This window comes from Candidatus Planktophila lacus (assembly GCF_002288325.1).
GTDB lineage: Bacteria > Actinomycetota > Actinomycetes > Nanopelagicales > Nanopelagicaceae > Planktophila > Planktophila lacus.
Window position 1 is genome coordinate 1281623 of sequence record NZ_CP016780.1, and the last position, 23559, is coordinate 1305181.

Sequence of the window (23559 nt, forward strand, 5' to 3'; positions counted from 1 at the left end):
AAACTACCCACGTGCCTCAAGAAGATGAAGTCGTACGCAGAGCCCCGCTCTTTACCGCCCTCGATGACGCTGCCGCAGTATCCCTGCGCGCCTCGATGGATACTGTAAAGATCGCGAAGGGTTCAATCCTCTTTAAAGAAGGCGATGACGGCGAGCACCTTTATGTAATTATCGAAGGCAAGCTAAAGCTCGGAACCTCCAGCGGAGACGGTCGCGAAAACTTGCTCTCTATCCTCGGGCCTGGCGAAATGTTTGGCGAACTTTCACTCTTTGATCCCGGCCCACGCACTTCAACTGCAACTGCAGTGACCGATGCAAAATTACTTTCACTTAGCCATGAAAAAGTTATTCCTTGGCTTAAGCAGAACCCAGAAGTTTCACTGCAATTGCTTGCACGTTTGGCACAGCGCCTACGTCGCACCAATGAAGCGGTCGGCGATTTAGTTTTCTCTGATGTTCCAGGTCGCGTTGCTAAAGCCCTGATCGATCTCGGTGATCGCTTTGGAAAGACTACTGCTGAAGGTTTGCTCGTTAACCACGATCTAACTCAAGAAGAACTTGCACAGCTTGTTGGCGCATCACGCGAAACAGTAAATAAGGCTCTCGCCGATTTTGCTGGTCGCGGATGGCTAAAGCTTGACGGTCGCTCAGTGCTAATTACTGATGTCGAACGTCTGAGCAAGCGCTCTCGCTAAGTAATTAGCTAAATTAACTAAGCAACTTCAACGGTGAGTTCAACCTCAACCGGTGAATTCAAAGGAAGCTCTGCAACGCCAAGTGCGCTACGTGCAGCAATTCCTGGTTCTCCCCAGATATGCATAAATAACTCTGAAGCTCCGTTTGCAACAAATGGTTGGCTGATAAATCCTGGGGCGCCATTTACATAACAAACTATGCGAACAATCTTGACGATTGAATCAACTGGTGCCACTAACTCAACTGCTGCTAAACAATTAAGTGCACAGATTTCTGCAAGCTCTTTTGCTCGTTCTTGAGTAATTTCAGCGCCAACTTTTCCTGTATCAGCCATTGATCCATCAACGAGAGGCAACTGGCCTGCGGTGAAAACTATATTTCCGGTGCGTACTGCAGGGACATATGCAGCTACTGGCTTTGCTGCAACTGGAAGTGTTAAACCTTTTTCGGCCAACTTGGCGCGGACATCAACTGCCATTTTTACTTAACCTCTCGCTTCATGTAAGCAACGAGTTGTTCGCCGCCAGGTGCTGGAATAACTGTTACGAGTTCCCATCCATCAGAACCCCAAGTATCGAGAATCTGCTTTGTTGCGTGAGATAGAAGTGGAACGGTGGCATATTCGAATTTCATTAATTTCCTCCGGCTAGCGCTGCTTTAACAAGTGATGAAACCATTGAGCCATCTGCTTTTCCTGCGATCTGTGGCTTGATCGCGCCCATTACCTTGCCCATATCGGCAGGTCCGGCAGCTCCTGTTGATGCAATCGCTGCAGCAATCAACTTCTTAACATCATCTTCTGAAAGTTGAGCAGGTAAATACTTTGCGATTACTTCGCCTTCGGCCTTTTCTTCTGCAGCTTTCTCAGGGCGGTTACCTTTTGCAAATTCTTCAGCAGCTTCGCGGCGCTTCTTTGCCTCACGCGAAAGAACCGCGATGATCTCTTCTTCGCTAAGTGTGCGCGCCTCTTTGCCAGAAACTTCTTCGTTTGTGATCGCGGTTAAAACCATGCGGATCGTGCCTGATACAACCTTGTCGCTGCTGCGAATCGCCTCAGTTAGGTCGCTCTTAAGTGTCTCTTTAAGTCCCACTTGATTGTTGCTCCAAACCTTTGAATTGCTCGAACCCTTGAATTGCCCGAACCCTTTAATTACCTAGGTGTATCTTCTCATGCAATGAGTTATCAACTTCGCCAGGCCGAGATCCCAATCCTGCCCGCTGGCCACGCACCGATCCGCGTTCTGCACTTCTCGGATCTGCACCTGACCCCTGCGCGCAAGACCGAGATCGCCGATATCAAATCCTTTATCGATCTCTCCCCCGATTTAGTTATCTCAACCGGCGATTTTTTGGCACATATGCAAGCAGTTCCGGTCGCACTTGATGCCCTTGATGCACTACTAAACCTTCCTGGTTTATTCGTCTTCGGTTCTAACGATTATTACGCACCAAAGCCAAAGAACCCACTTAAGTACTTACTGCCAAATCACGGAAAAAGAATTCACGGTGAAGATCTACCTTGGCCAGATCTAGATAAAGGTCTGCAATCGCGGGGGTGGATAAATCTAAATCGCTCACGTGCCACAATAAAAATTAAAGATACAACTATCGAAACTCGCGGTACTGATGATGCCCATCTCGAATTTGATGATTACTCACTCGTTGCAGGAAAACCTGGACCATGTGACATCGCGATCGGCGTTACCCACGCACCGTATTTAAGAATTCTCGAAGGAATGTCGCGCGATGGTCTGGATGCAATATTTGCTGGCCACACACATGGCGGCCAAGTTCGTTTGCCGATGCCTGGTGGTTCACGTGCACTTACGACTAACTGTGACTTACCAACTTGGCGCGCACGCGGCTTAACAAAGTTTGGAAGCGAGCCTTACTTACATGTATCAGCAGGAATGGGAACAAGTCCCTTTGCCCGAATTCGTGTTGCAAGTCCGCCAGAAGTAAGTTTAGTAACGCTTACTGCAAAGCTTTAATGTCAGCGTCAACCATTAATTCAGCCAACTCTTTCCAATGAGTTGTGGCTTTCCAACCAAGGGCTTTAGTTGCCTTTGATGGATCTCCGATAAGCGCATCAACTTCAGTTGGGCGGATGTACTTCTTATCGGTCTCAACATGGTCTTGCCAATTTAAACCTGCGCGCGAAAATGCTGCTTCAGCAAAGTCTTTAACTGTTGCTCCAACGCCTGTGGCAACCACATAATCTGAAGGCTTATCTTGCTGCAACATCAGCCACATAGATTCAACGTATTCCTTGGCATAGCCCCAGTCGCGAACCGCATCGAGATTTCCGAGGAATAACTTGTCCTGCTTGCCAGCTTTGATCGCCGCAACTGCGCGAGTGATCTTGCGAGTTACGAATGTTTCACCGCGACGTGGAGATTCGTGGTTAAACAAAATTCCGTTTGTGGCATGCATTCCGTAACCATCACGGTAGTTAACGGTGCACCAGTACGCCATTAGCTTTGCTGCCGCATATGGAGATTGTGGGCGGAACATAGAAAGTTCGTTCTGTGGTGGTGGAGTTGAACCAAAGAGTTCAGATGTTGATGCTTGGTAGAAACGGGTATCAATATCTGCTGAGCGAATTGCTTCAAGGAGACCAACTGCGCCAACCGCATCTACCTGTCCGGTGTACTGCGGCATCGTGAATGAAACCTGCACATGTGACTGTGCGCCGAGGTTGTAAACCTCAGTTGGTTTGATTTCGCGAATTAAATTTGTAAGTCCAACGCCATCAATTAGATCTCCGTAGTGCAAGAAGAGCTTTGGATTTTTAGCGTGTGGATCTTCGTAAATATGATCGATACGAGAGGTGTTGAAAGTTGAGGAGCGGCGAATAAGTCCGTGTACTTCGTAGCCTTTAGCGAGCAAGAACTCTGCAAGGTATGAGCCATCTTGGCCGGTAACACCAGTTATGAAAGCAACTTTTTTACTCATCGTCGACTTACTCCCTTTGCAGTTGCATCGATGTACCACTCGATTGTTGAAGCGATTCCGTCTCTTAGTGAGATCGCAGGTGACCAACCTAGCGATTTAACCTTCGTAACATCAAGAACCTTGCGTGGTGTTCCGTCAGGTTTCGATGAATCCCAAGCGATTTCGCCAGTAAAACCCGCAACTTCAGCGACTAATTCAGCCAAAGCCTTGATCGTTAGATCTTCGCCGCTGCCGATATTTAAGTGCTGCGCAGAATCATATTTTTCACCCGCGAGAACAACTGCAGAAGCCAAATCATCTACATGCAAGAACTCGCGCATTGGTGAACCGGTGCCCCATAAAGTTTCTTTAGCGCGACCAGACTCTTTCGCTTCAACAAAGCGGCGGATAAATGCTGGCAGTACGTGCGAACCTTGAAGCTCAAAATTATCGTTCGGACCATAAAGATTTGTTGGCATTAGTGAGATCCACTTGCGGTAATACTCTTTACGGAAAGATTTAATCAATTCGATGCCCGCAATCTTGGCGATTGCATATGCAGAGTTTGTTTCTTCCAGCGGACCAGTTAATAAATACTCTTCTTTGATTGGCTGTGCGCAATCGCGTGGATAGATACAACTTGATCCAAGGAAGATGAATTTTTCGACATCTGCCGCATGTGCAGCTTCCATAAGGTTGCTTTGAATTCGCACGTTATCGGCCAGGAACTCAACCGGGAAAGCGTTATTAGCTCCGATTCCACCAACCTTGGCTGCGGCATCGACAACGATCGCAGGCTTAGCCTTCTTAATGAAATCAATGGTTGCATCGCGGTCGAGAAGATCGCAGACGCTGCGATTGATGCCGATTACCTTCTCGCCAGTTTTTTCGTAGGCGCGTACGATTGCTGAACCAGCAAGACCGGTGGCACCTGCGACAACGATGGTCATGCGGTGAGTCTACAGGCGAAGCGTTGCGGAATTAGCGAGTGAATTCAGCGGCAACGAGCTCTGCGATTTGTGCAGTATTTAACGCTGCACCCTTACGCAAATTATCGCCGCAGACAAATAAATCAATCGCCTTTGGATTATCCAAAGATTGGCGTACGCGACCGACCCAAGTTGGATCAGTACCTACGACATCAGCAGGAGTTGGAAATTCCTTCTTCTCTGGATTGTCGTAAAGGAGAACGCCCTCAGCTTTTTTCAGTGCGGACTGTGCAGCTTTACGAGTGATTGTCTTTGAGAAGACTGCATGCACAGTAAGTGAGTGTGTTGTTATTACAGGAACGCGTACGCAAGTCACAGCGACTTTTAGTTTAGGCATACCGAGAATCTTGCGTGATTCATTGCGAACCTTAAGTTCTTCAGATGAATAACCATCTTCCTTAAGAGAACCCGCCCATGGAATAACGTTCATAGCGAGTGGTGCTGGGAACGGTCCAAGATCTGTAATTACTCCACGCAGATCTTTAGCAACTGATCCCAGGTTCTTTCCTGCAACCTTTGAAATCTGATCATGTAGCGCATCGATTCCTGGTTGCCCAGCACCAGATGCTGCTTGGTAAGAAGAGACAACTAGTTCTTTCAGACCAAACTTCTTGTTGAGCGCACCCATCGCAACGATCATAGAAAGTGTTGTGCAATTTGGGTTAGAGATAATTCCCTTAGGACGCTTCTTAATATCTTTTGGATTTACCTCTGGCACAACCAAAGGAACTTTCTTATCCATACGGAACGCACCTGAGTTATCGACGACTACTGCACCGCGAGCGGCGGCAATTGGCGCCCACTCGGCAGAGATCTCATCTGGAACATCGAACATCGCGATATCAATGCCATCGAATGCTTCAGGTGAGAGTGCAACAACGGTTAGCTCTTCACCGCGGCAAACCAACTTCTTGCCAGCACTTCGAGCTGATGCGATCAAACGGATCTCACCGTAAACATTTTTGCGCTTACTCAAGATATCGAGCATCACGGTTCCGACAGCGCCAGTTGCACCGACTACTGCCAGTGATGGAAGTTTCTTCGCTGACTTTGCTTTCTTAGCTACTTTGGCTTTTTTCTGAGTCATCGACCTGTTCCTCCATATACGACTGCTTCGACTTGATCAGCATCTAATCCGAAGGCGGTATGCGCTGCGCGAACACCCTTTTCGAGATCGCTTTCGCGGCAGATGATTGAGATTCGGATTTCAGATGTTGAAATCATTTCAATATTGAGCCCGGCTTCAGCCATTGCTGCAAAAAACGTTGCTGTTACGCCTGGATGTGAACGCATTCCAGCGCCAACCAGCGAGAGCTTGCCGATGGAATCGTCGTATTGAATTGAAGCGAAACCAACTTCACCCTGAATGCGCTTCAAGATCGCAGTTGCGTTTGCGCCTTCGGCCTTTGGAACTGTAAATGAAATATCGGTAAGGCCAGTTGCTGCGGCAGATACGTTCTGCACGATCATGTCGATGTTGATATCGGCATCAGCAATAGCTTGGAAGATGCGTGCAGCAATACCAGTGCGATCAGGTACGCCAACGATCGTGACCTTGGCTTCGGATTTATCGTGTGCGATACCCGAGATGATTGCTTGCTCCATGTTTCCTCCTTCAGGATGGTTTTCAACCACCCAGGTTCCTTCGTTTGGTGAAAATGATGAACGTACGTGAATTGGTAAGTTGTAACGACGCGCGTATTCAACGCAGCGCAAGTGCAGAACTTTTGCGCCAGCTGCAGCAAGTTCCAACATCTCTTCATATGTAACTGTCTTTAACTTGCGCGCAGTGGGAACAACACGTGGATCCGCACTAAAGACGCCGTCAACATCTGTGTAAATTTCGCAGACATCTGCATCGAGCGCTGCAGCAAGTGCAACTGCAGTTGTATCTGAACCACCGCGACCTAAAGTTGTGATGTCTTTTGTATCTTGCGAAATTCCTTGGAAGCCAGCAACGATTGCGATTGCACCGTCGGCGAGCGCTTCTTGAATTCGTCCCGGTGTTACATCGATGATGCGTGCGCGACCGTGAGCAGAATCTGTAATCACGCCAGCTTGTGAACCGGTGAATGAAAGAGCTTCATGTCCCAAATTTGAAATCGCCATTGCAAGTAGCGCCATCGAAATGCGCTCACCGGCGGTTAACAACATATCTAGTTCGCGACCGCCAGGAATTGGGGTAACGGCGTTAGCTAAATCGATTAGCTCGTCAGTGGTATCGCCCATCGCGCTGACCACCACAACGACCTGATTGCCATCCTTCTTCGCCGCCACGATGCGAGCGGCAACACGCTTCATGCCCTCGGCATCGGCTACGGAGGATCCGCCATATTTCTGAACGATTAGTCCCATGGCGCAATAGTGAACTAATTCGGGGCGGCTTTCCACCCGATTAGGGAAAATCTCAATATATGGAACAGCCATTCGATCAAATAGTGAGACGATCAGCTTTCTACGTTACGACGGCCTTCAAAAGCGCGACCAAGGGTTACTTCATCTGCATATTCGAGATCTCCGCCAACCGGCAGGCCGCTGGCTAAACGAGAGACGTTGATGCCAAGTGGCTTAATCAAGCGAGCTAAATAAGTAGCCGTTGCTTCGCCTTCGAGGTTCGGGTCGGTGGCCAAGATGACTTCGGTGATATTTGAGTCAGAGAGTCGAACCATTAATTCGCGGATGCGAAGTTGGTCAGGACCAATTCCATCGATCGGACTAATGGCGCCACCGAGCACGTGATACTTGCCGCGGAATTCGCGGGTGCGTTCGATTGCGATTACATCTTTGCTCTCTTCAACTACACAAATTTGCGCGGGATCGCGACGTGGATCGCGACAGATGCGACATTCCGTTTCTTCAGAAACGTTTCCGCATTGGCTGCAGAACTTGACGCGCTCTTTAACGGTGCGGATTGCATCAACTAAAGCAATAGCCGCATCACCATCGGTCTGCAAGATATGGAATGCAATTCGTTGTGCGCTCTTTGGACCAATTCCAGGCAGGCGACCTAAAGCATCGATGAGATCTTGGATCGCACCTTCGTACATCCCTGTGCTCATTATTACTTATTCTTTTCGCTGATCACAGTTGCACCAAGTTCGGCGGCGAGTAGCGCTGCACCTGATAACAAGTTCTTATCTGATGGCGCTTCATCCTTGCGAACTGCGCGCGCTTCAGGGGTTGAAGTTGCATCAATTGATGCATCAACAACTACTTCGATCTTGCGATCGATGCCAACGATTTCGATAAATGCTTGTCGCAGGATCTCGTCTGATTCAGAGCGCACGAATGAGTCGCGGGCGCCGGCGTTGACTATGCCGATTGTGATTAGTTTGTCGTCTACGGCGATTATCTGCGCAGAGGCGGAGAGCAAAGACCACGTTAGACGACGGCGCTTCTTAACGTTTTCGATCACATCTGGCCAAAGGCGACGTAAACCAGCTATATCGAAGGATTTAACCGAAGCAACCGGTTTGGCTTGCTTTTCGGAAGCAACCTTCGGAGATTCGGGAACAGCTTCTTTAGAATCTCCTTCTGTTGCTTCCTTCTCGACTACAACCGTTGGAATCACTTCAACTTCAGCTGCTTTTGAAGTCTTCGAAATCGCTGGTGGGGTGGGAGAAGTGGATGGTGTTGCGATGTTTTCGACGCGTTCGAGGCGTTCGATGCGGGAAAGTAATCCGGCTTCGGAGTTATCGCCGCCGGGCAGAAGCATGCGGCCGCAGATAAGTTCGAGAATTAATCGTGGTGCTGTTGCACCGCGCATTTGAGTTAAACCTTCTGATGCAATATCTGCAGAGCGAGATAAGTTGGCAGCGCCAATGTTGGCAGCTTGTTTGCGCATGCGCTCGAGTTGATCATCAGGAAGTCCGCGCAAGATTGAATTCGCATTGGTTGCTTCTAATGCATCAACGATCATGAGATCGCGCAGACGTTCAAGTAAATCGCCAGCAAAGCGACGTGGATCGTGACCGGATTCGATTACGCGATCAACGGTTTTAAATAACGTTGCGCCATCGCGCGCAGCAAGTGCATCAACGGCATCATCCAGTAATGCGCCGTCAGTGAAACCAAGTAATTGGATAGCGATTTCATAGCTAACTCCATCTGGGCCAGCACCTGCGAGCAGTTGGCCAAGTACAGATAAAGCATCACGCACTGAGCCGCCGCTAGCGCGAACAACTAGTGGAATAACGCCTTTAGCAACGGTTACGCCTTCTTCTTTACAAATCTTTTCGAGGTGCTCAGCCAAGATTCCAGGTGGAACTAATCGGAATGGATAGTGGTGAGTACGTGAACGAATAGTTGAAATCAACTTTTCAGGTTCGGTTGTAGCGAAGATAAAAATTACGTGAGGAGGTGGTTCTTCAACAACTTTGAGAAGTGCGTTTGCCGCACCTGGCCCAAGCTGGTGCGCTTCATCGATGATGTAAATCTTGTACTTGCTTTGTACTGGTGCAAAGAATGCTTTATCGCGCAGATCGCGTGCATCGTCAACTAAACCGTGGGTGGCCGCATCAAGTTCAATAACATCAAGTGAACCCGGACCATTTGCAACTAAATCTTTACAGGATTGGCAGAGGCCACATGGAGTTGGTGTTGGGCCTTTTTCGCAGTTAAGGGAGCGCGCCATGATGCGAGCGCTAGAAGTTTTTCCGCAACCACGTGGTCCGCTAAATAAATATGCGTGATGAGTTTTTCCAGATGTAAGTGCGTTAGAGAGTGGAACAGTTACGTGTTCTTGTCCGATTACATCCGCAAATACAGATGGTCGATACTTGCGATACAACGCGAGTGACATATTCACTCCTCTCATCTCGGCTTCAACTACATCACAAAGTAAACAGAGTTCACAATACTTAAGGGACCCCTCACGCACCCATCAGAGCACGCCTACCCTTGCTGTATTCCTACCCTGGGGGAGTTCAGCGCGGTAATGCCGCGTGAGGGATCTGGCGTAAGGATAGTTGTTACACCTATACCCTTAGCCAGTCGGGAGCGATCCCGCCGGGAGGATTCGCATAGCGGCCGAGTGCGCACGCTTGGAAAGCGTGTAAAGGGCAACCTTTCGAGGGTTCAAATCCCTCATCCTCCGCAGGGTGTATTTCAGCCATCGCCAATGGGTGGGGATAACCTGATTAAGGTCGTCAGAGCTTTTCTCTATTTTTCAGGAATGCCAATAACTATTCCTAAATCATTACTTCTCGTACCTAAAATCCCCAGCATCGCTGTTGTTGGTTTACTAGCAGCCCAATTTCTTATCCTTCAAAGTATTGGAGGTACTGAACCTAAGTGCACTTTAAATGTCGAGAGGCCACACTATTCAACAAGTTTGTCTGAAAATCAAAACATCGATGCCATTAAACTGAATATCACCTCGATTTGTAATGTCTCACAAAAATACACTCAACTAAGCGCATCTATACAAAAAATTAAGAATAACCGCGAAATCACTGCCTACTCATTTGTAAATGAAAGAAGGAGCTCGACCACCAAATCACCTAATGTCGCGAGCTTCAAAGAGCTCTTCGGTCCATGTCAGAAGGGGGTATCCGCCGCATATCGTGGCACCGCCCAGGGTTATGTGTACTTAGAAAATGGCAAAAAACTGGCTGTTAAGGGAGACTCAGGAAAATTTGTAGCGGCAGGATGCTTGATAGGTGCACAATAAAGGTGTGAGTTATTTTGAAGAGTGCTTAACATCTGGTGGTCTTCTTTTCCAAGAAGAAAGAAGAGCTCTTTATAAGTACCTGCTTGAAATAAACAAGGACTTTTATGTTAATCAAGCAAACATGCTTCTAGAGAAAGGTATTACAAGTAGAAGTATCGCTAATGGTGAAGCTACTTATTTCCTTAAGGGTAGAAAAGTGAATTACTCCGCAAGAGAGTTAAACTCTGATGAAATTCAATCTGAAGTTCGGGAAATCAAATTGACTAGGATTAGAAAATACAACATTAGAAAACTTGAGAAGTTTTTCGCGCAATGCGATGTAGACGTAATCTCGAACTTTCCTATCCCTGGACAAATTCCGAAGGCAGAATCAGGATACGGCTTTAATACATACCCTTTCTACACTCTTGCTTATTACGCCGACGGTAGGAACTACATAAAGGGAATAGTCAAAAAACTTAGGACAAATGACAACGAGATTCTTACAAAGCTTCGAACAGTGATTTAATCTATTTGATGAAATAAATTGGTTTAAATGTAAGTTAGATTTCGACGCCAATGTATTTGGTCTCGAGGAATTCGTGGATGCCGTCGAAGCCGCCTTCGCGACCAAGGCCGCTCTGCTTAACTCCACCGAATGGCGCTGCTGGATCTGAAATCATTCCGCGGTTTATCGCAACCATTCCGGATTCAAGGGCCTCAGAAATCTGGATCGCGCGCTTTAAATCTTCAGAGTAAACGTAGCTAATAAGTCCGAAGTCAGTGCTATTTGCGAGTTCAATCGCTTCAGCATCGGTATCGAAGATAACCACTGGTGCAACCGGACCGAAGACTTCGTGGTTAAGAATTTCCGCTGATTTATCAACTTCTAGAACTGTTGCAGGATAGAAAGCGCCTGGACCATCAGGGGTCTTGCCGCCTGTTAATACCTTGGCTCCAGACTTAACTGAGTTATCAACTAGCTCTGCAATCTTGTTGCGTTCTTTAATTGAGACGCTCGCACCAAGTTGTACGCCAGTATCGCGACCGCGTCCCATTACAAATGCGCCCATTGCTGCCGCAAACTTTTGAGTGAATTCTGCAGCAACTTTTCTCTGTACATAAATACGATTTGCAGCGGTACAAGCAGCGCCGCCATTGCGCATCTTTGCCAACATCAAACCTTTAATTGCTTCATCAACATTGGCATCATCCATAACAACAAACGGTGCATTTCCGCCGAGCTCCATAGAGCAACGAATTACATTATCGGCAGCTTCTTTAAGGATGATGCGACCAACTTCAGTAGAACCAGTAAATGAAAGATTCTTAACACGTGGATCATGCAACATCTTGGCGATTGCAGGACCTGTTGGTGTTGGAAGAATTAAATTGACAACGCCCTTAGGAACGCCGGCGCGATCAAGAATGTCCATGATGGCGAGCGCGGTTAGAGGTGTTTCACCAGCTGGTTTTAAAATCATTGTGCAACCTGCAGCAATTGCAGGACCAATTTTACGTGTTGCCATTCCGGCAGGGAAGTTCCAAGGAGTAATAAGAAGTGAGAGACCAACAGGTTGGTGTGTAACTAAAATTCGCTTATCGCCACTAGGTGACATGCGGAATTCTCCTGCAATGCGTACTGCTTCTTCAGAGAACCAGCGGAAGAATTCTGCGGCGTAGGCAACTTCACCTTTAGCATCAGGTAGCGCCTTGCCATTTTCTTTGGAAATTAACTCTGCTAAGTAATCTGCTTCTTGAATCATTAACTCAAATGCTTTACGTAGCATCTCTGCGCGCACGCGGGGCGCGGTCTTGGCCCAGGCAGGTGCGGCGCGGTGGGCGGCAGCTAGGGCGGCCTCGATCTGCGCATCTCCGGCGGTGGCTACCTTGGCAATTACTGAGCCATCACTGGGATCTGTTACATCTAAAGTGCCATTTCCATCTACCCATTGACCGTCTATATATAACTGAGTGCGCATAAGATGAGCATACTAAATAGTTAAATGGACGCGCTAGCCGCGGTAACTGAAGGAGTTTTTGTGCCCAAGTCGTGGACAGATGGTGCGCCTGAACCAGTTGCTCTCCAAGAAACTGCGCATGTAAAAGATCCGCTTAGCTACAAGGTAAAGCGCCGTCTTTTAGGTAATGCGCTTAACCGACATTCGCTCGGACATCAACGTTTATCAAAGCGCTACGCACTCGGAATTCTCTCTTCCGACTGTATTTCATCTTCGGCTTACGGTACTGAACAGATTCTTATTGCGCTCTTGCCAGCATTTGGATTAGCAGCTTTCGCAATATTGATGCCAATGACAGCGGTTGTTTTGGTAATTCTTACCATAATTACACTTTCATACCGCAATGTGATCGATGTTTATACAAAAACTGGTGGCGCATACATTGTCGCGCGAGATAATTTCGGACCTGTAACAGCGCAGATTGCAGCAGTTGCTTTGATTCTTGATTACGTCGTAACAGTTGCAATTCAATCTGCAGCAGGTGTTGCCGCAATCATTTCTACATTCCCATCACTCGATCCATGGAAAATTCCAATGATCTTGTTGGTAATCGTTCTACTTACTTACGGAAATCTCCGCGGTGTTAAAGAAGCCGGAAAAGCTTTTGCATTCCCAACTTACTTCTTCGTCGGTTGTATGTTGATTGTCTTCGGAATGGGTTTCTGGCGACTCTTCAACGGAACGCTTCCAGTTCTTGCAACTGATCTACCCGGTGCGGTTGAAGTTGGACAAGAGCAAGGACTTTTAACGGCAGCTGCAATCTTTATCCTGCTTCGTGCATTTGCAAATGGCGGATCTTCACTAACTGGTTTGGAAGCAATTTCCGATGGCGTTGCGCTATTTAAGACACCAGAACATGTAAACGCAAAACGCACACTCGTGATCATGAGCTGCATCCTTGGAACTCTCGTACTTGGAGTTTCTTACTTTGCTCATCACATTCAAGCAATGCCTTATGAATCAGGAACTCCTACAGTTATTTCGCAGATCGCCAAGGCTGCAATCGGTGGTGGTGCTTTCGGCAGCTTTATGTTCGTAATGGTTCAGCTTGCAACGATGCTTATTCTCTTTGCTGGCGCTAACACCACATACAGCGCTTTCCCACTGCTCTGTAACTTTGTTGCAACTGATGGCTACCTTCCACGCCAATTAACTAAGCGCGGCCACCGCCTGGCTTTCTCAAATGGCATCTTGCTACTTGCCGGTGGTGGAATTGTCTTGGTTTTGATTACCGCAGGTTCGGTTGAGCATCTAGTCGCTTTCTATGCACTCGGCGTATTTACTGGTTTTGCACTGGCCGGTTTCGGTATGACCAAGCATTCAATTCGAGTAAAACCCGACGGCTGGAGAGTACGAGTTGTAATTAATTTCCTTGCGGGATCTGTCTCACTCGTAATTGTGATCATCTTCTCTGTTGTGAAATTTACACAAGGCGCTTGGTTGGTTCTGGTGGTTGCTCCGATCATGGTTGTTTCATTCTTACGCTTACGTCGCCAATACACTCGCGAACAAGATGCTTTATTAGTCCGACGTGAACAAGAGCGTGCTACAACGATCGTTCGCCACAACGTTACAGTTCTGGTCGATAACGTGGATTTAGCAACAGTTGGAGCCATTCGGTATGCGCGTAGTTTGAAACCAAGAAATCTCAGCGCTGTTCACTTCGTAATCGATGATCGTCGAGCAGAAGCAATTAAAGAGGCCTGGGCCAAGTCAGATGCGCTAGATGATGTCACTCTCGAATTAATCGACTGCCCTGATAGACGACTTGCAAATTCAGCGCTCGACTATGCAATCCGCATGACGGAAAAGAATGATGTCGAGTTGACGCTTCTGCTTCCTCGTCGTGCATATTCTGGTTTCCTTGGCCGCTTGTTGCATGATCAAACAGCGGAAGAAATTGCCGCACCTATTTCTCAATTGCAGCGCGTTGTTGCAACTATCGTTCCTTTCGACGTGGATCGCATTACATCTGCAACACAATTAACAGTTGCGCCTCAAGGTGAAGCAAAACCAGCGGCAACTCCAGTTGCAAAATTTAAGCCTGTTGAAGATGTAATAAAGAACGTCGAACCAATTAGCCATTACGCAGAAAATATGACGCCAATTGGTGAAATCCAGTGGCGCAAGCGGGCTCATGTTCAGGGTCGCGTAACTGCAATTAAAAGCGCGCCGCGAGGATCTGCGCCAATTCTTCAGGTAGAAGTTTGGGATCAGACCGGTGGGGTTACTCTGCAATTCTTGGGACGTCGCGAGATTGCAGGCTTAGAAGTCGGTTCGCAACTACGCGCCGAAGGAATGGTCGGAGAAGAAGAAGGCGCTTTGACTATCTTGAACCCTTCTTACGAACTTCTTGTTTAGCGCTGACCTTCAAAGAAATCTCGCAGTAAATCAGCGCATTCACTTTCGCAGATTCCTGCTGTTACATCTAGCTTGTAAAGCGAACGTGGATCACGAATAACATCCCAAACTGAGCCAACTGCGCCGCCTTTGGCATCCCATGCGCCAAATATCAGATGTGAAATTCTTGATTGGGCAATGGCTCCGGCACACATTGGACAAGGCTCCAAAGTTACAACAAGCGTGCAACCATCTAAACGTGAATTTTGTAATCGTGCGGCAGCGTTGCGAATTGCAACAATTTCAGCGTGTGCAGTCGGATCATTATTTGCTTCTCTTTCATTAGATCCCGTGCCAATAACTACGCCATCTTTATTGATTACTAAAGCACCGACAGGAACATCTCCAGTAGCGGTTGCTTGACGTGCAATTGCGATCGCTTCTTGCATCAGCGATTCAGGCGTGTGGGTAGAAATTCTTATAACTCCAATAGCTCCGCAAATTGATCTGCGAATCCTAAGCGACTAGCAATTGCTTCGAGTTGTTCATCAGGGAAAAGTTCTGCATCATCACAGAGAGCAGAGATCTCCATTGAGTTAACGCCAAGGTCTGCCAAAATTTCTAGATGTCCAACCGGAAGTGGTTCATCATCTTCTTCTGGTGAATCTAAATCACAAAGCTCTAAGAATTCTGCAGCAACTTCATAATCAAGTGCGCAAGTTACATCGCTTAAAAACATACTTATATGTGAACCTAAAACTCGAATCAACATAAAAAATTCTTCATCAATTGCTAGAAGTGCTATCGCGCCGCCATTTGTTTGTTGTGATTTAAGTCGATCAATAATGTGCGGCAGATCATGTGCGTCAGGTAACAACGCTAGGTTCCAGCGCCCCTCCTCGTGCCAGGCAGCAACGGCGATATCAACCTCGTTAGCCGCGACAGCCCCGTCGGAACTTGCTTCGTAATTTGCATCACTCACATCAGACATATTGGCACTCATTGGGCTAGATGAAAACCCCTGTAAGGTAGGCGCTATGAAAGTTCACGTCGCCGACCACCCGCTTATCACTCATAAGTTGACCGTCCTGCGCGATGAAAGAACTGATTCACCAACTTTCCGTCACTTGGTAGAAGAACTTGTGACTCTGCTTGCCTACGAGGCTACGCGTGAAGTCAGAACTGAAAAAGTTTCTATAAAGACTCCAGTCACACAGACGACTGGCTTAAAACTCTCTGATCCCCGTCCGGTTGTTGTTCCGATCTTGCGCGCTGGCCTTGGAATGCTTGAAGGCATGACGCGTTTGATTCCAACTGCAGAAGTCGGATTCTTAGGCATGGTTCGTGATGAAAAAACTTTAAAGGCAAGCACCTATGCAAATCGTCTCCCTGAAAATTTAGCTGGGCGTCAATGCTTTGTTTTAGATCCGATGTTGGCAACTGGTGGAACTTTAGTTGCTGCAATTAACTTTCTTATCGAGCGCGGTGCAGATGACATAACTGCAATCTGTATTCTCTCAGCGCCTGAAGGAATTAAAGTTTTGGAAGATGCCTTTGCAAAATCTGGCGTTCCAATTACTTTAGTTACTGGCGCACTTGATGAAAAGCTAAACGAACACGGGTACATCGTTCCCGGTCTTGGCGATGCCGGCGATCGTCTTTATGGTGTTGTTTAAGTGGCCTCAACTTCCCCAGGATACGGAATCACAATCCGTGTTGAAGGTTCACCTGATTTACAACCTGTTGCGCTAATTACCGCAACGATTACAGGTGCCGGCGCAACAATTACTGCACTTGACGTTGTTGAGTCACTTCTTGAAAGAGTTGTCATCGACGTAACTTGCGACACCATTGATGCTGATCATGCACAAGAAATCAATCTGGCTTTAACCGCACATAAAGGGCTAACGGTTCGCAAGGTTAGCGATCGAACATTTCTACTCCACCTTGGTGGGAAACTCGAGGTTCAATCAAAGGTCCCACTAAAGACTCGTGATGACCTTTCGCGCGCGTACACACCTGGTGTTGCGCGAATCTGTCAGGCGATTGTTGATGATCCAGCAGATGTGCGTCGCCTAACCATGAAGCGAAATACCGTCGCTGTTGTCACTGATGGTTCTGCAGTTCTCGGGCTTGGAAACATAGGACCATCAGCTGCCTTGCCGGTTATGGAAGGAAAGGCTGCGCTCTTTAAACGCTTTGCAGATGTGGATGCTTGGCCAGTCTGCCTTGATACCCAAGATGTTGATGAGATCGTTCGTACGGTTCAATTGATTGCACCTGTATACGGTGGAATTAACTTGGAAGATATCTCAGCTCCACGTTGTTTTGAAATCGAAGAACGTTTGCGCGAATTGTTAGATATTCCAGTTTTTCATGATGATCAACATGGCACTGCGATTGTTGTTCTTGCGGCACTCACTAACTCACTCAAACTGGTCAATAAGAAGATGAATGAGATCACTATCGTCATGAGCGGCGCTGGCGCTGCCGGAACTGCAATTGCGCGGCTATTATCAAAGAGTGGCGCCTCAAAGATAATTGCTTTCGATAAAGATGGTTGCGTTACCGCTGGATTTTCGGGGAAAATTTCAGATGCCATGAAGGGCGCTGATGTCTTTATTGGCGTTAGCGCTCCAAATGTATTAACTGAAGAAGATGTCGCTGGAATGGCCAAGGGCTCTATTGTTTTTGCACTCGCTAACCCAGATCCAGAGATTGATCCCGTTATTGCTCGCAAGTATGCAACCGTTGTTGCAACCGGTCGCAGCGATCAACCAAATCAAATTAACAATGTTCTCGCCTTCCCCGGAATTTTCCGTGGTCTTTTAGATGCTCAGGCTCACAAGATCACAGATGAATTACTGATTGCAGCAGCTGAGGCGATCGCATCTTGTGTCTCCGAATCTCAGTTAAATGCTTCTTTTATCGTTCCTAGCGTCTTCGATTCTCAGGTCGTCGCAAAGGTGGCGGCTGCAGTTAAAAAGAGCGTTTAAATGGAGATTGCAGCCTCTTTTGATGCACAACTCTCTACCCTCGCACCATTTATCTTCTACGTCGTAGTTGCCGGGATTGTCTTTATTGAAACGGGCCTGCTATTCGGGTTCTTCTTGCCTGGTGATTCGATTCTCTTTAGCGCCGGACTTGTGGCGGCTATCCATGGAAATATAAATATCGTAATTCTGGTAACTGCGATCTTTCTCGCCGCATTCTTCGGTGATCAAGTTGGATTCGTAATTGGTCGAGTTGTAGGTCGTCCTTATTTAGATAAGCGCGAATCTCTGCGCGTACAGAAGATGATTAAAAACGCGGAGGATTTCTATGAAAGTACTGGTTGGTGGGCTGTTGTCGCCGCTCGATTCTTCCCATGGATTCGCACCTTCGTTCCACCAATTGCCGGTGCTGCGAAGATGAATTACTACCGTTTCTTATCTGCAAACGTTCTTGGCGCACTTTTATGGGGTGTGGGAATAACTCTTGCCGGGTACTACGCGGCATCCATTCCTTGGGTTAAGAGTTTTTCTTACGCAATCGCCGCTTTCTTTATTGGCGCTTCAGCAATCTCCGCTTTTGTGAATTACCGACGCCACCGACAACCACGCCCAGATAAGTCATAAGAATTCCAGTTACTAAGTAAGCGCTAATCTGTACACCTTGAGTCGGTGAGTAAAGGTCGATAAGTAAGGAACCAACGAGTTGTCCACCCACGCTAATTAAAGTAAATGTCAGAACGCCTAAATGTTGAACAATTGTTGATGTAAATGCGATGTAGATAACTCCGATTGTTCCGCCGGTGTACATCCACCAAGGACCAGATGGAAGTGCGACTATTTCAACTTGAGTCACTAGCGCCGCAACGATTAGGAATACAAGTAGAAATGTTGTACCCATGATGAAGTTGAGCAAAGAAGTTGTGAAACTTTGTTGAGTGCTCTCGTTAATCTGACCATTTAACGCTCTTTGAACGCCAACAATCGCTCCTGCAAAAACACCGAAAAAGACCGCAAATAGCGAGAGATTTCGCGCATCAATTCGATCAATTACCGAAACCAAGACGGCAAATACAGTTACAAACGCTGCCAAAACTCGACGCTTGGTGATCGCTTTCTTGCCACCGCCGGTTAACCCGATCCGGTCAACAAATAGCGATGATGCAGTCTGTCCTGCAATCGATGCCACTGAATAGATTGCAACGCCAACTATTGGAACTACCTGCGTTTGAAAAGCGACAAAACTGCCGCCGAGCATTCCTGCAAAGAGAGTCCAGACTGGAATCTCTTTCTTTGTTACAGCGCTCTTTAGATTGCGGATACCTTGCTTGATTGCAGGATTGAAGGCGGCGATTAACGAAATCACAATTAATCCAGAGCCAAATGAAACTAGCGCTGCTTCAATTGGGTTTCCCATGCGATGTGAAAGTTCGCCATTGGCGCGCGCTTGGAGCGCGATCATTACACCGGAGATAGCCGCTAAAAAATTTAGGCGGGGATTACTTTTATTCACTACTTATGAGTGCCGACAAATTCACGCTTATCTGCGATCCAATCCATCAAAGCGAAGAGAACGCCAGAAATAACAAATGTCAGGTGGATTGCGATTCGCCAGATGGTGCCTTCACCGACTTCAGCTTCACCAGCTAGTTCGATGAAATCTTTGAGAAGTTCGATTACCGAGATAGCAACTAGCGATCCAATTAACTTGATCTTAAGCCCACTAAAATCAATGGTTCCCATCCAATGTGGCCGATCTTTCGATTCAGTTGCAATATCAATTCGAGAGACAAAGTTTTCATAACCGGCGAAGATAACCATCAAAATTAAGTTAGCTAGTAGCGTTAAATCGAGAAGTGCAAGAAGCGCCAAGGTGAATTCGCTGGCGTTCATTGAAGCTGTCTTCTCCGCCAAATGCCAAAATTCAATTACGAAGCGGTAGGCAAGCAGTCCAAGCGCCCCGACTAAACCTAAGTAAAGAGGCGCCAGTAAGAAACGGCTGCGAAAGAGAATGGCTTCAACGGCATGGGATATACGACTCATAACTTTATTTTAACTCAAAGGCCAAGTTGAAGGGTAATTTCTAACCATTCTTCTTCGCGAGAGTTGATTTCTGCGCGTTGTGTTTCTAGTTCTGCGCTGATCCGAATCAACTCTGTCGGGTCGAATGCGGCTTTTTCTTGCGCGCTTTCAAGCTCTGCGATCTTTTCCTTAGCCTTCTGAATCTGTCTTTCGACGCGAACCAAATCTTTTTTCAATTGTCGCTGCTCCGCCGCAGAAGATTGAGATTTTCCTTTTGCTGCTTCAGCTGGTTTTTGCAGCGACTGCGCTCGTTGTTCCAAGTATTGATCAACACCACGTGGCAAATCGCGTAATTCTTTATCTCCTAGCAGCCCAACGAAACGATCACAGACGCGTTCCAGGAAATATCGATCGTGTGAGATGACTATAAGTGTTCCACCGTAGCTATCCAAAAGATCTTCAAGTTCAGTTAGCGTCTCAATATCAAAATCATTTGTTGGTTCATCAAGTAATAAAACATTTGGGGAATCCATTAACAAGCGCGTTAGTTGTAAGCGACGTTTCTCTCCCCCAGATAGATCTCCTACAGGAGTCCATTGCGAGTCTTTATCAAAGCCAAGACGTTCGCAGAGTTGTGATGCAGAAAGTGACTTACCATTTCCAAGTTCGATATGTGAAGCAACCTTTTCAACCGCCTCTAAAACTCGCCAAGTTGGATTTAACTCATCAAGATGCTGCGTCAGGAATGCCGCTTTAACAGTGACACCGGTTACGAGTTTTCCAGCATATGGTGGAATTTCCCCCGCCAGCGTGCGCATTAAGGTGGTTTTTCCAGCGCCGTTTACGCCGACAATTCCTATGCGGTCGCCAGGACCAACGTTCCAGTAGAGATCGTCGATCAACTCTTTCTCACCGGCGCGAATTTGCGCATGGTGAGCTTCATAAACAGTGTTACCTAATCGGTTACGTGCAAATTTCAAGAGCTCACCTTGATCGCGCGGCGCAGGTTCTTCAGCAATCAATACATTTGCGGCATCTACTCTAAATTTCGGTTTTGTTGTTCGTGCAGGAGCACCGCGGCGCAGCCACGCCAATTCTTTACGAATCAAGTTATTTCGGCGCGCATCCATCGCACTTGCTTGTCGGGAACGTTCAGCCTTAGCCAAGACGAATGCAGAATAACCACCGTCATACTCTTCTACTTTGCCGCCAACAACTTCCCACGTTCTATCAGTGACCGCATCAAGAAACCAACGATCGTGAGTAATAACTAGGACCGCTAAATTCTTTCGTTGGTTTAAATGCTCTGCCAACCAAGCAACGCCTTCCACATCTAAATGGTTTGTCGGCTCGTCCAACAGAATTAGATCAAGGTCATCGATCAGAAGTTTGGCTAATCCAACACGACGTTTTTCACCGCCAGAGAGTGTGGCAAATTTTCTTTCAAATAAGTGGTCATCAAAGCCACCGAATAACCCGGTAAACACCTCGCGGATTCCAGAATCACTAGCCCATTCATGTTTTTCTCTATCGCCAATTACAACATCACCCACTGTTGAATTGGGATCTGCTTTATCAACTTGGGAAAGCAGCCCGATCTTCACGCTATTTGCTTTAGTTACGCGGCCTTGATCTGGTTGTTCAACAGCAGCAATAATCTTCATTAGCGTGCTTTTTCCAGAACCGTTACGGCCAACGATTCCGATGCGATCGCCTTCAGAAACGCCAAGTGAAACTCTTTCAAGCAGCGCTCTAATATCAAAGGCCTTTGAGACCTCTTCGATATTGACAAGATTGCGCGCCACGATGGGAGAGCGTACCTTTCAACTATGAAAGCCACTGACCGACAATTTGCCATCGATCTTGATGAACGCGATCCATTAGCGCGCTTCCGTTCGCAATTTGTGATCAGCGATCCAAATATCTGTTATCTGGATGGCAATTCGCTAGGTCGTTTGCCTCTTTCAACGATCGAGGCAGTCAACTCCTTTATGCGAGATGAATGGGGTCCCGAAGTAGTTACCGGTTGGGGACACTGGGTTGATGAGGCGCAACCAACTGGCGATCTAATTGGTCGTTCGACTCTTGGAGCTGCGGCCGGACAAGTCTTGGCTTGCGATACAACATCCGTAAATTTCTATCAGTTAGCACTGGCTGCAATTAACGCCCGCCCAGGACGCAAAACAATAATTACCGATGCTGCAAATTTTCCGACAGATCGCTACATACTTGAAGGAATTGCAAAACAGTTAGGGCTTAAATTAATAATTATTGATAACGAAACGCCAGGCAAAGCAGAGAATGAGCGAATAACTTCTGAAATCTTGGAACCTTACTTAAGCGATGATGTTGCTCTAGTTACTCTAGAAGTTATTCAGTATCGCTCAGGTGCGCGCAATGACATCAAGCCCTTAACTGACTTAGTTCGCAAATACGGGGCGCTCATGCTCTGGGATGCCAGTCATGCAGTTGGTGCGATTGAGATGGACTTTGATAAGAATGGCGTTGATATCGCGATCGGTTGTACATATAAATATGGAAATTCAGGACCTGGTTCCCCCGCTTGGTTATATGTAAATAAGAAGGTACAGGCCGAACTTCAGGTTCCAATTCAAGGTTGGTTCTCTCAAGGTGATCAATTTGCAATGGGTCCAGTATTTGAAAAGGCGGAAGGGATTCGTGGTTTCCAAATTGCTAGCCCTTCACTCATTGGGCTTCGCTGTATAAAGAGCGCGTTTACGATGATCGAAGAAGCAGGTATCGGCGCTATCTCTGAAAAAGCAGCGATCGGAACCGAGATGATGATTCAGCTTTACGATGCGTGGCTGGCAGAACTTGGATTCACTTTACTTACTTCACGAAATCCCCAAGAACGTGGTGGGCACATTTCACTTGGCCATCCAGATGCTGCGCGTATTTGTGTTGCGCTACGCGAGTTCGCAGATGTAATCCCTGACTACCGCACTCCAGATTCAATACGTCTAGCTATAGCGCCACTGCCAACTTCTTATGTTGAAGTTTGGGATGGTTTTGCGCGCATTAGAGATCTAGTTTCATCACGGCAATACGAAAAGATTGAAAAAACAGATTCGCGTGTGACATGAGCGATCAAGATTTCGATTCTGCACTTACCTACACTTCGTATCTGGCAGTCGATGAACTTTTAAAGTTACAAAAGCCACTATCTAAAAGTCCAGATTCAGAAGGTCCCGAGCATGATGAAATGTTATTCATCATCATCCACCAAAGTTACGAACTCTGGTTTAAGCAGTTAATTCATGAATTTGAGGCGGCTGCAAAATCTCTTGAAGCCGGAGATACCCACCGCTCTCTCGCAATTCTGGGGCGTATTCGCACGATCTTAAAAGTCTGCGTAACGCAGGTAGATATTTTAGAAACTATGACTCCCCTACAGTTCAACGCTTTCCGCGGTTATCTTTCATCATCAAGTGGATTCCAATCTGCACAATTTAGAAAAGTTGAGGCGCTCTTGGGGCGCAGAGATTCAAAGATGGCTTCACACCTTCCTGTAGATGTTCAGGAAGAAATCCGCGAAATCACTTCACGAAATTCGATCTGGGATTCAACTCTCGCCTACCTTGCAAAGCGCGGACATAAGATTCCTGGCGATGTATTGGAGCGTGATAAAAGCACTCATTACCAATCCGATCCACGAGTACTCGAGGCGCTCCTTGAAGTACACCGTAGCGATCCTGAATCTGCAATGGTTTGTGAGCGATTAGTAGATATCGATGAGGGCTTGCAAGAATGGCGCTATCGCCACGTGAAAATGGTGGAGCGAACCATTGGCCATAAAGCTGGCACGGGTGGCTCTGATGGGGTTAAATATTTAGCGAGTACTTTATTTAACCCGGTCTTTAAAGATCTCTGGGAGATCCGATCTCAATTTTAATTAG

At 47.1% G+C, this 23559-nt stretch carries 25 protein-coding genes, 1 tRNA gene and 1 other RNA gene; 11 read left to right on the top strand and 16 right to left on the bottom strand.

Annotated elements, in window-relative coordinates; all coding sequences use genetic code 11:
- Nucleotides 1–11 precede the first annotated feature (11 nt).
- Nucleotides 12–695, top strand: coding sequence for a Crp/Fnr family transcriptional regulator (locus tag A1sIIB106_RS06535; protein WP_095671672.1), 684 nt, complete (start codon nucleotides 12–14; stop codon nucleotides 693–695).
- A 17-nt stretch (nucleotides 696–712) separates the two neighbouring features.
- On the opposite strand, the gene A1sIIB106_RS06540 is transcribed toward A1sIIB106_RS06535, so the two are convergent.
- From A1sIIB106_RS06540 to A1sIIB106_RS06545, 3 genes are read right to left on the bottom strand one after another with little or no spacing between them, the layout of a single operon-like run.
- Complete coding sequence (locus A1sIIB106_RS06540) at nucleotides 713–1174, bottom strand: RidA family protein (protein WP_095677741.1); 462 nt, start codon at nucleotides 1172–1174, stop codon at nucleotides 713–715.
- Between the two features lie 2 nt (nucleotides 1175–1176).
- A complete protein-coding gene (locus tag A1sIIB106_RS07160) occupies nucleotides 1177–1329 on the bottom strand; it encodes a Sp36 family protein (protein ID WP_017954825.1) in 153 nt (50 codons plus the stop codon).
- Complete coding sequence (locus tag A1sIIB106_RS06545; protein WP_095677742.1) at nucleotides 1329–1787, bottom strand: GatB/YqeY domain-containing protein; 459 nt, start codon at nucleotides 1785–1787, stop codon at nucleotides 1329–1331. Before A1sIIB106_RS06545 ends, A1sIIB106_RS07160 begins: the two co-directional genes overlap by 1 nt.
- Before the next feature lie 84 nt (nucleotides 1788–1871).
- Here A1sIIB106_RS06545 and A1sIIB106_RS06550 point away from each other — a divergent pair, with 84 nt between their 5' ends.
- Nucleotides 1872–2687, top strand: coding sequence for a metallophosphoesterase (locus A1sIIB106_RS06550; protein WP_095677743.1), 816 nt, complete (start codon nucleotides 1872–1874; stop codon nucleotides 2685–2687).
- Here the strand turns inward: A1sIIB106_RS06550 and gmd are convergent.
- The 7 genes from gmd to ffs form a co-directional block, all read right to left on the bottom strand.
- The gene (gene gmd / locus A1sIIB106_RS06555; RefSeq protein WP_095677744.1) at nucleotides 2671–3651 is read right to left on the bottom strand and encodes a GDP-mannose 4,6-dehydratase; all 981 of its coding nucleotides are present in this window, start codon (nucleotides 3649–3651) and stop codon (nucleotides 2671–2673) included. The genes A1sIIB106_RS06550 and gmd overlap by 17 nt on opposite strands.
- Nucleotides 3648–4580 carry a GDP-L-fucose synthase family protein gene (locus A1sIIB106_RS06560; RefSeq protein ID WP_095677745.1) on the bottom strand — a complete coding sequence of 311 codons (933 nt, stop codon included), beginning with the start codon at nucleotides 4578–4580 and terminating at the stop codon, nucleotides 3648–3650. Before A1sIIB106_RS06560 ends, gmd begins: the two co-directional genes overlap by 4 nt.
- A 31-nt stretch (nucleotides 4581–4611) precedes the next feature.
- Nucleotides 4612–5706 carry an aspartate-semialdehyde dehydrogenase gene (locus A1sIIB106_RS06565; protein WP_095677746.1) on the bottom strand — a complete coding sequence of 365 codons (1095 nt, stop codon included), beginning with the start codon at nucleotides 5704–5706 and terminating at the stop codon, nucleotides 4612–4614.
- Entirely contained in the window at nucleotides 5703–6974 is a 1272-nt protein-coding gene (locus tag A1sIIB106_RS06570; RefSeq protein WP_095677747.1) for an aspartate kinase, read from the bottom strand. The genes A1sIIB106_RS06565 and A1sIIB106_RS06570 overlap by 4 nt, the downstream gene beginning before the upstream one ends.
- A gap of 92 nt (nucleotides 6975–7066) precedes the next feature.
- Nucleotides 7067–7666, bottom strand: coding sequence for a recombination mediator RecR (gene recR, locus A1sIIB106_RS06575; RefSeq protein WP_095677748.1), 600 nt, complete (start codon nucleotides 7664–7666; stop codon nucleotides 7067–7069).
- A 14-nt stretch (nucleotides 7667–7680) separates the two neighbouring features.
- Nucleotides 7681–9420: a DNA polymerase III subunit gamma and tau gene (locus A1sIIB106_RS06580; protein ID WP_095677749.1), complete on the bottom strand. Its 1740-nt coding sequence runs from the start codon at nucleotides 9418–9420 to the stop codon at nucleotides 7681–7683.
- Between the two features lie 58 nt (nucleotides 9421–9478).
- An RNA gene (ffs, locus tag A1sIIB106_RS06585) (signal recognition particle sRNA small type) lies at nucleotides 9479–9575 on the bottom strand.
- A 54-nt stretch (nucleotides 9576–9629) separates the two neighbouring features.
- On the opposite strand from ffs, the gene A1sIIB106_RS06590 reads away from it, so the two are divergent.
- From A1sIIB106_RS06590 to A1sIIB106_RS06600, 3 genes are all read left to right on the top strand, one after another.
- Nucleotides 9630–9714: transfer RNA gene (locus tag A1sIIB106_RS06590), tRNA-Ser, on the top strand.
- A gap of 78 nt (nucleotides 9715–9792) precedes the next feature.
- Nucleotides 9793–10290 carry a hypothetical protein gene (locus tag A1sIIB106_RS06595; protein WP_125932742.1) on the top strand — a complete coding sequence of 166 codons (498 nt, stop codon included), beginning with the start codon at nucleotides 9793–9795 and terminating at the stop codon, nucleotides 10288–10290.
- A 4-nt stretch (nucleotides 10291–10294) separates the two neighbouring features.
- Nucleotides 10295–10798, top strand: coding sequence for a hypothetical protein (locus A1sIIB106_RS06600; RefSeq protein ID WP_125932396.1), 504 nt, complete (start codon nucleotides 10295–10297; stop codon nucleotides 10796–10798).
- Nucleotides 10799–10832: 34 nt separating this feature from the next.
- Here A1sIIB106_RS06600 and A1sIIB106_RS06605 read toward each other — a convergent pair whose 3' ends face one another.
- Complete coding sequence (locus A1sIIB106_RS06605; protein ID WP_095677751.1) at nucleotides 10833–12251, bottom strand: NAD-dependent succinate-semialdehyde dehydrogenase; 1419 nt, start codon at nucleotides 12249–12251, stop codon at nucleotides 10833–10835.
- A 24-nt stretch (nucleotides 12252–12275) separates the two neighbouring features.
- Between A1sIIB106_RS06605 and A1sIIB106_RS06610 the strand changes: the two genes are divergently transcribed.
- Nucleotides 12276–14651, top strand: coding sequence for an amino acid permease (locus A1sIIB106_RS06610; RefSeq protein ID WP_223298681.1), 2376 nt, complete (start codon nucleotides 12276–12278; stop codon nucleotides 14649–14651).
- Here A1sIIB106_RS06610 and tadA read toward each other — a convergent pair.
- On the bottom strand, nucleotides 14648–15082 hold the full coding sequence (gene tadA / locus A1sIIB106_RS06615) for a tRNA adenosine(34) deaminase TadA (protein WP_257789611.1): 435 nt from the start codon (nucleotides 15080–15082) through the stop codon (nucleotides 14648–14650). The genes A1sIIB106_RS06610 and tadA overlap by 4 nt on opposite strands.
- Nucleotides 15083–15108: 26 nt before the next feature.
- Entirely contained in the window at nucleotides 15109–15621 is a 513-nt protein-coding gene (locus A1sIIB106_RS06620; protein ID WP_223298682.1) for a tRNA adenosine deaminase-associated protein, read from the bottom strand.
- 46 nt (nucleotides 15622–15667) lie between these two features.
- On the opposite strand from A1sIIB106_RS06620, the gene upp reads away from it, so the two are divergent.
- From upp to A1sIIB106_RS06635, 3 genes are read left to right on the top strand one after another with little or no spacing between them, the layout of a single operon-like run.
- Entirely contained in the window at nucleotides 15668–16306 is a 639-nt protein-coding gene (gene upp / locus A1sIIB106_RS06625) for a uracil phosphoribosyltransferase (RefSeq protein ID WP_095671687.1), read from the top strand.
- On the top strand, nucleotides 16307–17626 hold the full coding sequence (locus tag A1sIIB106_RS06630; protein ID WP_095677752.1) for an NAD-dependent malic enzyme: 1320 nt from the start codon (nucleotides 16307–16309) through the stop codon (nucleotides 17624–17626). It begins immediately after the preceding gene.
- On the top strand, nucleotides 17627–18247 hold the full coding sequence (locus A1sIIB106_RS06635) for a DedA family protein (protein WP_095677753.1): 621 nt from the start codon (nucleotides 17627–17629) through the stop codon (nucleotides 18245–18247). It begins immediately after the preceding gene.
- On the opposite strand, the gene A1sIIB106_RS06640 is transcribed toward A1sIIB106_RS06635, so the two are convergent.
- Genes A1sIIB106_RS06640 through A1sIIB106_RS06650 form a run of 3 tightly spaced genes read right to left on the bottom strand, consistent with a single transcriptional unit; the run spans nucleotide 18174 to nucleotide 21447 of the window.
- A complete protein-coding gene (locus A1sIIB106_RS06640; protein WP_420021962.1) occupies nucleotides 18174–19094 on the bottom strand; it encodes a DMT family transporter in 921 nt (306 codons plus the stop codon). The genes A1sIIB106_RS06635 and A1sIIB106_RS06640 overlap by 74 nt on opposite strands.
- Nucleotides 19095–19132: 38 nt before the next feature.
- Nucleotides 19133–19663, bottom strand: a complete 531-nt coding sequence (locus tag A1sIIB106_RS06645) for a TIGR00645 family protein (RefSeq protein ID WP_095671691.1) — start codon at nucleotides 19661–19663, stop codon at nucleotides 19133–19135.
- 14 nt (nucleotides 19664–19677) lie between these two features.
- Nucleotides 19678–21447 carry an ABC-F family ATP-binding cassette domain-containing protein gene (locus A1sIIB106_RS06650; protein ID WP_095677755.1) on the bottom strand — a complete coding sequence of 590 codons (1770 nt, stop codon included), beginning with the start codon at nucleotides 21445–21447 and terminating at the stop codon, nucleotides 19678–19680.
- 24 nt (nucleotides 21448–21471) lie between these two features.
- On the opposite strand from A1sIIB106_RS06650, the gene A1sIIB106_RS06655 reads away from it, so the two are divergent.
- Nucleotides 21472–22746 (top strand): kynureninase, encoded by a 1275-nt coding sequence (locus A1sIIB106_RS06655; protein ID WP_095677756.1) that lies wholly within the window; start codon nucleotides 21472–21474, stop codon nucleotides 22744–22746.
- On the top strand, nucleotides 22743–23555 hold the full coding sequence (locus tag A1sIIB106_RS06660; RefSeq protein ID WP_095677757.1) for a tryptophan 2,3-dioxygenase: 813 nt from the start codon (nucleotides 22743–22745) through the stop codon (nucleotides 23553–23555). Before A1sIIB106_RS06655 ends, A1sIIB106_RS06660 begins: the two co-directional genes overlap by 4 nt.
- Nucleotides 23556–23559 lie beyond the last annotated feature (4 nt).

Excerpts from the sequence above, each read along its gene's own strand:
- A1sIIB106_RS07160 (WP_017954825.1), bottom strand. The coding sequence starts at position 1,329 with ATGAAATTCGAATATGCCACCGTTCCACTTCTATCTCACGCAACAAAG.
- A1sIIB106_RS06570 (WP_095677747.1), bottom strand. The coding sequence starts at position 6,974 with ATGGGACTAATCGTTCAGAAATATGGCGGATCCTCCGTAGCCGATGCC.
- A1sIIB106_RS06655 (WP_095677756.1), top strand. The coding sequence starts at position 21,472 with ATGAAAGCCACTGACCGACAATTTGCCATCGATCTTGATGAACGCGAT.
- A1sIIB106_RS06580 (WP_095677749.1), bottom strand. The coding sequence starts at position 9,420 with ATGTCACTCGCGTTGTATCGCAAGTATCGACCATCTGTATTTGCGGAT.
- A1sIIB106_RS06565 (WP_095677746.1), bottom strand. The coding sequence starts at position 5,706 with ATGACTCAGAAAAAAGCCAAAGTAGCTAAGAAAGCAAAGTCAGCGAAG.
- A1sIIB106_RS06645 (WP_095671691.1), bottom strand. The coding sequence starts at position 19,663 with ATGAGTCGTATATCCCATGCCGTTGAAGCCATTCTCTTTCGCAGCCGT.
- A1sIIB106_RS06595 (WP_125932742.1), top strand. The coding sequence starts at position 9,793 with ATGCCAATAACTATTCCTAAATCATTACTTCTCGTACCTAAAATCCCC.
- A1sIIB106_RS06605 (WP_095677751.1), bottom strand. The coding sequence starts at position 12,251 with ATGCGCACTCAGTTATATATAGACGGTCAATGGGTAGATGGAAATGGC.
- A1sIIB106_RS06660 (WP_095677757.1), top strand. The coding sequence starts at position 22,743 with ATGAGCGATCAAGATTTCGATTCTGCACTTACCTACACTTCGTATCTG.
- recR (WP_095677748.1), bottom strand. The coding sequence starts at position 7,666 with ATGTACGAAGGTGCGATCCAAGATCTCATCGATGCTTTAGGTCGCCTG.
- A1sIIB106_RS06635 (WP_095677753.1), top strand. The coding sequence starts at position 17,627 with ATGGAGATTGCAGCCTCTTTTGATGCACAACTCTCTACCCTCGCACCA.
- A1sIIB106_RS06540 (WP_095677741.1), bottom strand. The coding sequence starts at position 1,174 with ATGGCAGTTGATGTCCGCGCCAAGTTGGCCGAAAAAGGTTTAACACTT.
- A1sIIB106_RS06560 (WP_095677745.1), bottom strand. The coding sequence starts at position 4,580 with ATGACCATCGTTGTCGCAGGTGCCACCGGTCTTGCTGGTTCAGCAATC.
- A1sIIB106_RS06610 (WP_223298681.1), top strand. The coding sequence starts at position 12,276 with ATGGACGCGCTAGCCGCGGTAACTGAAGGAGTTTTTGTGCCCAAGTCG.
- A1sIIB106_RS06550 (WP_095677743.1), top strand. The coding sequence starts at position 1,872 with ATGAGTTATCAACTTCGCCAGGCCGAGATCCCAATCCTGCCCGCTGGC.
- gmd (WP_095677744.1), bottom strand. The coding sequence starts at position 3,651 with ATGAGTAAAAAAGTTGCTTTCATAACTGGTGTTACCGGCCAAGATGGC.
- A1sIIB106_RS06620 (WP_223298682.1), bottom strand. The coding sequence starts at position 15,621 with ATGTCTGATGTGAGTGATGCAAATTACGAAGCAAGTTCCGACGGGGCT.
- upp (WP_095671687.1), top strand. The coding sequence starts at position 15,668 with ATGAAAGTTCACGTCGCCGACCACCCGCTTATCACTCATAAGTTGACC.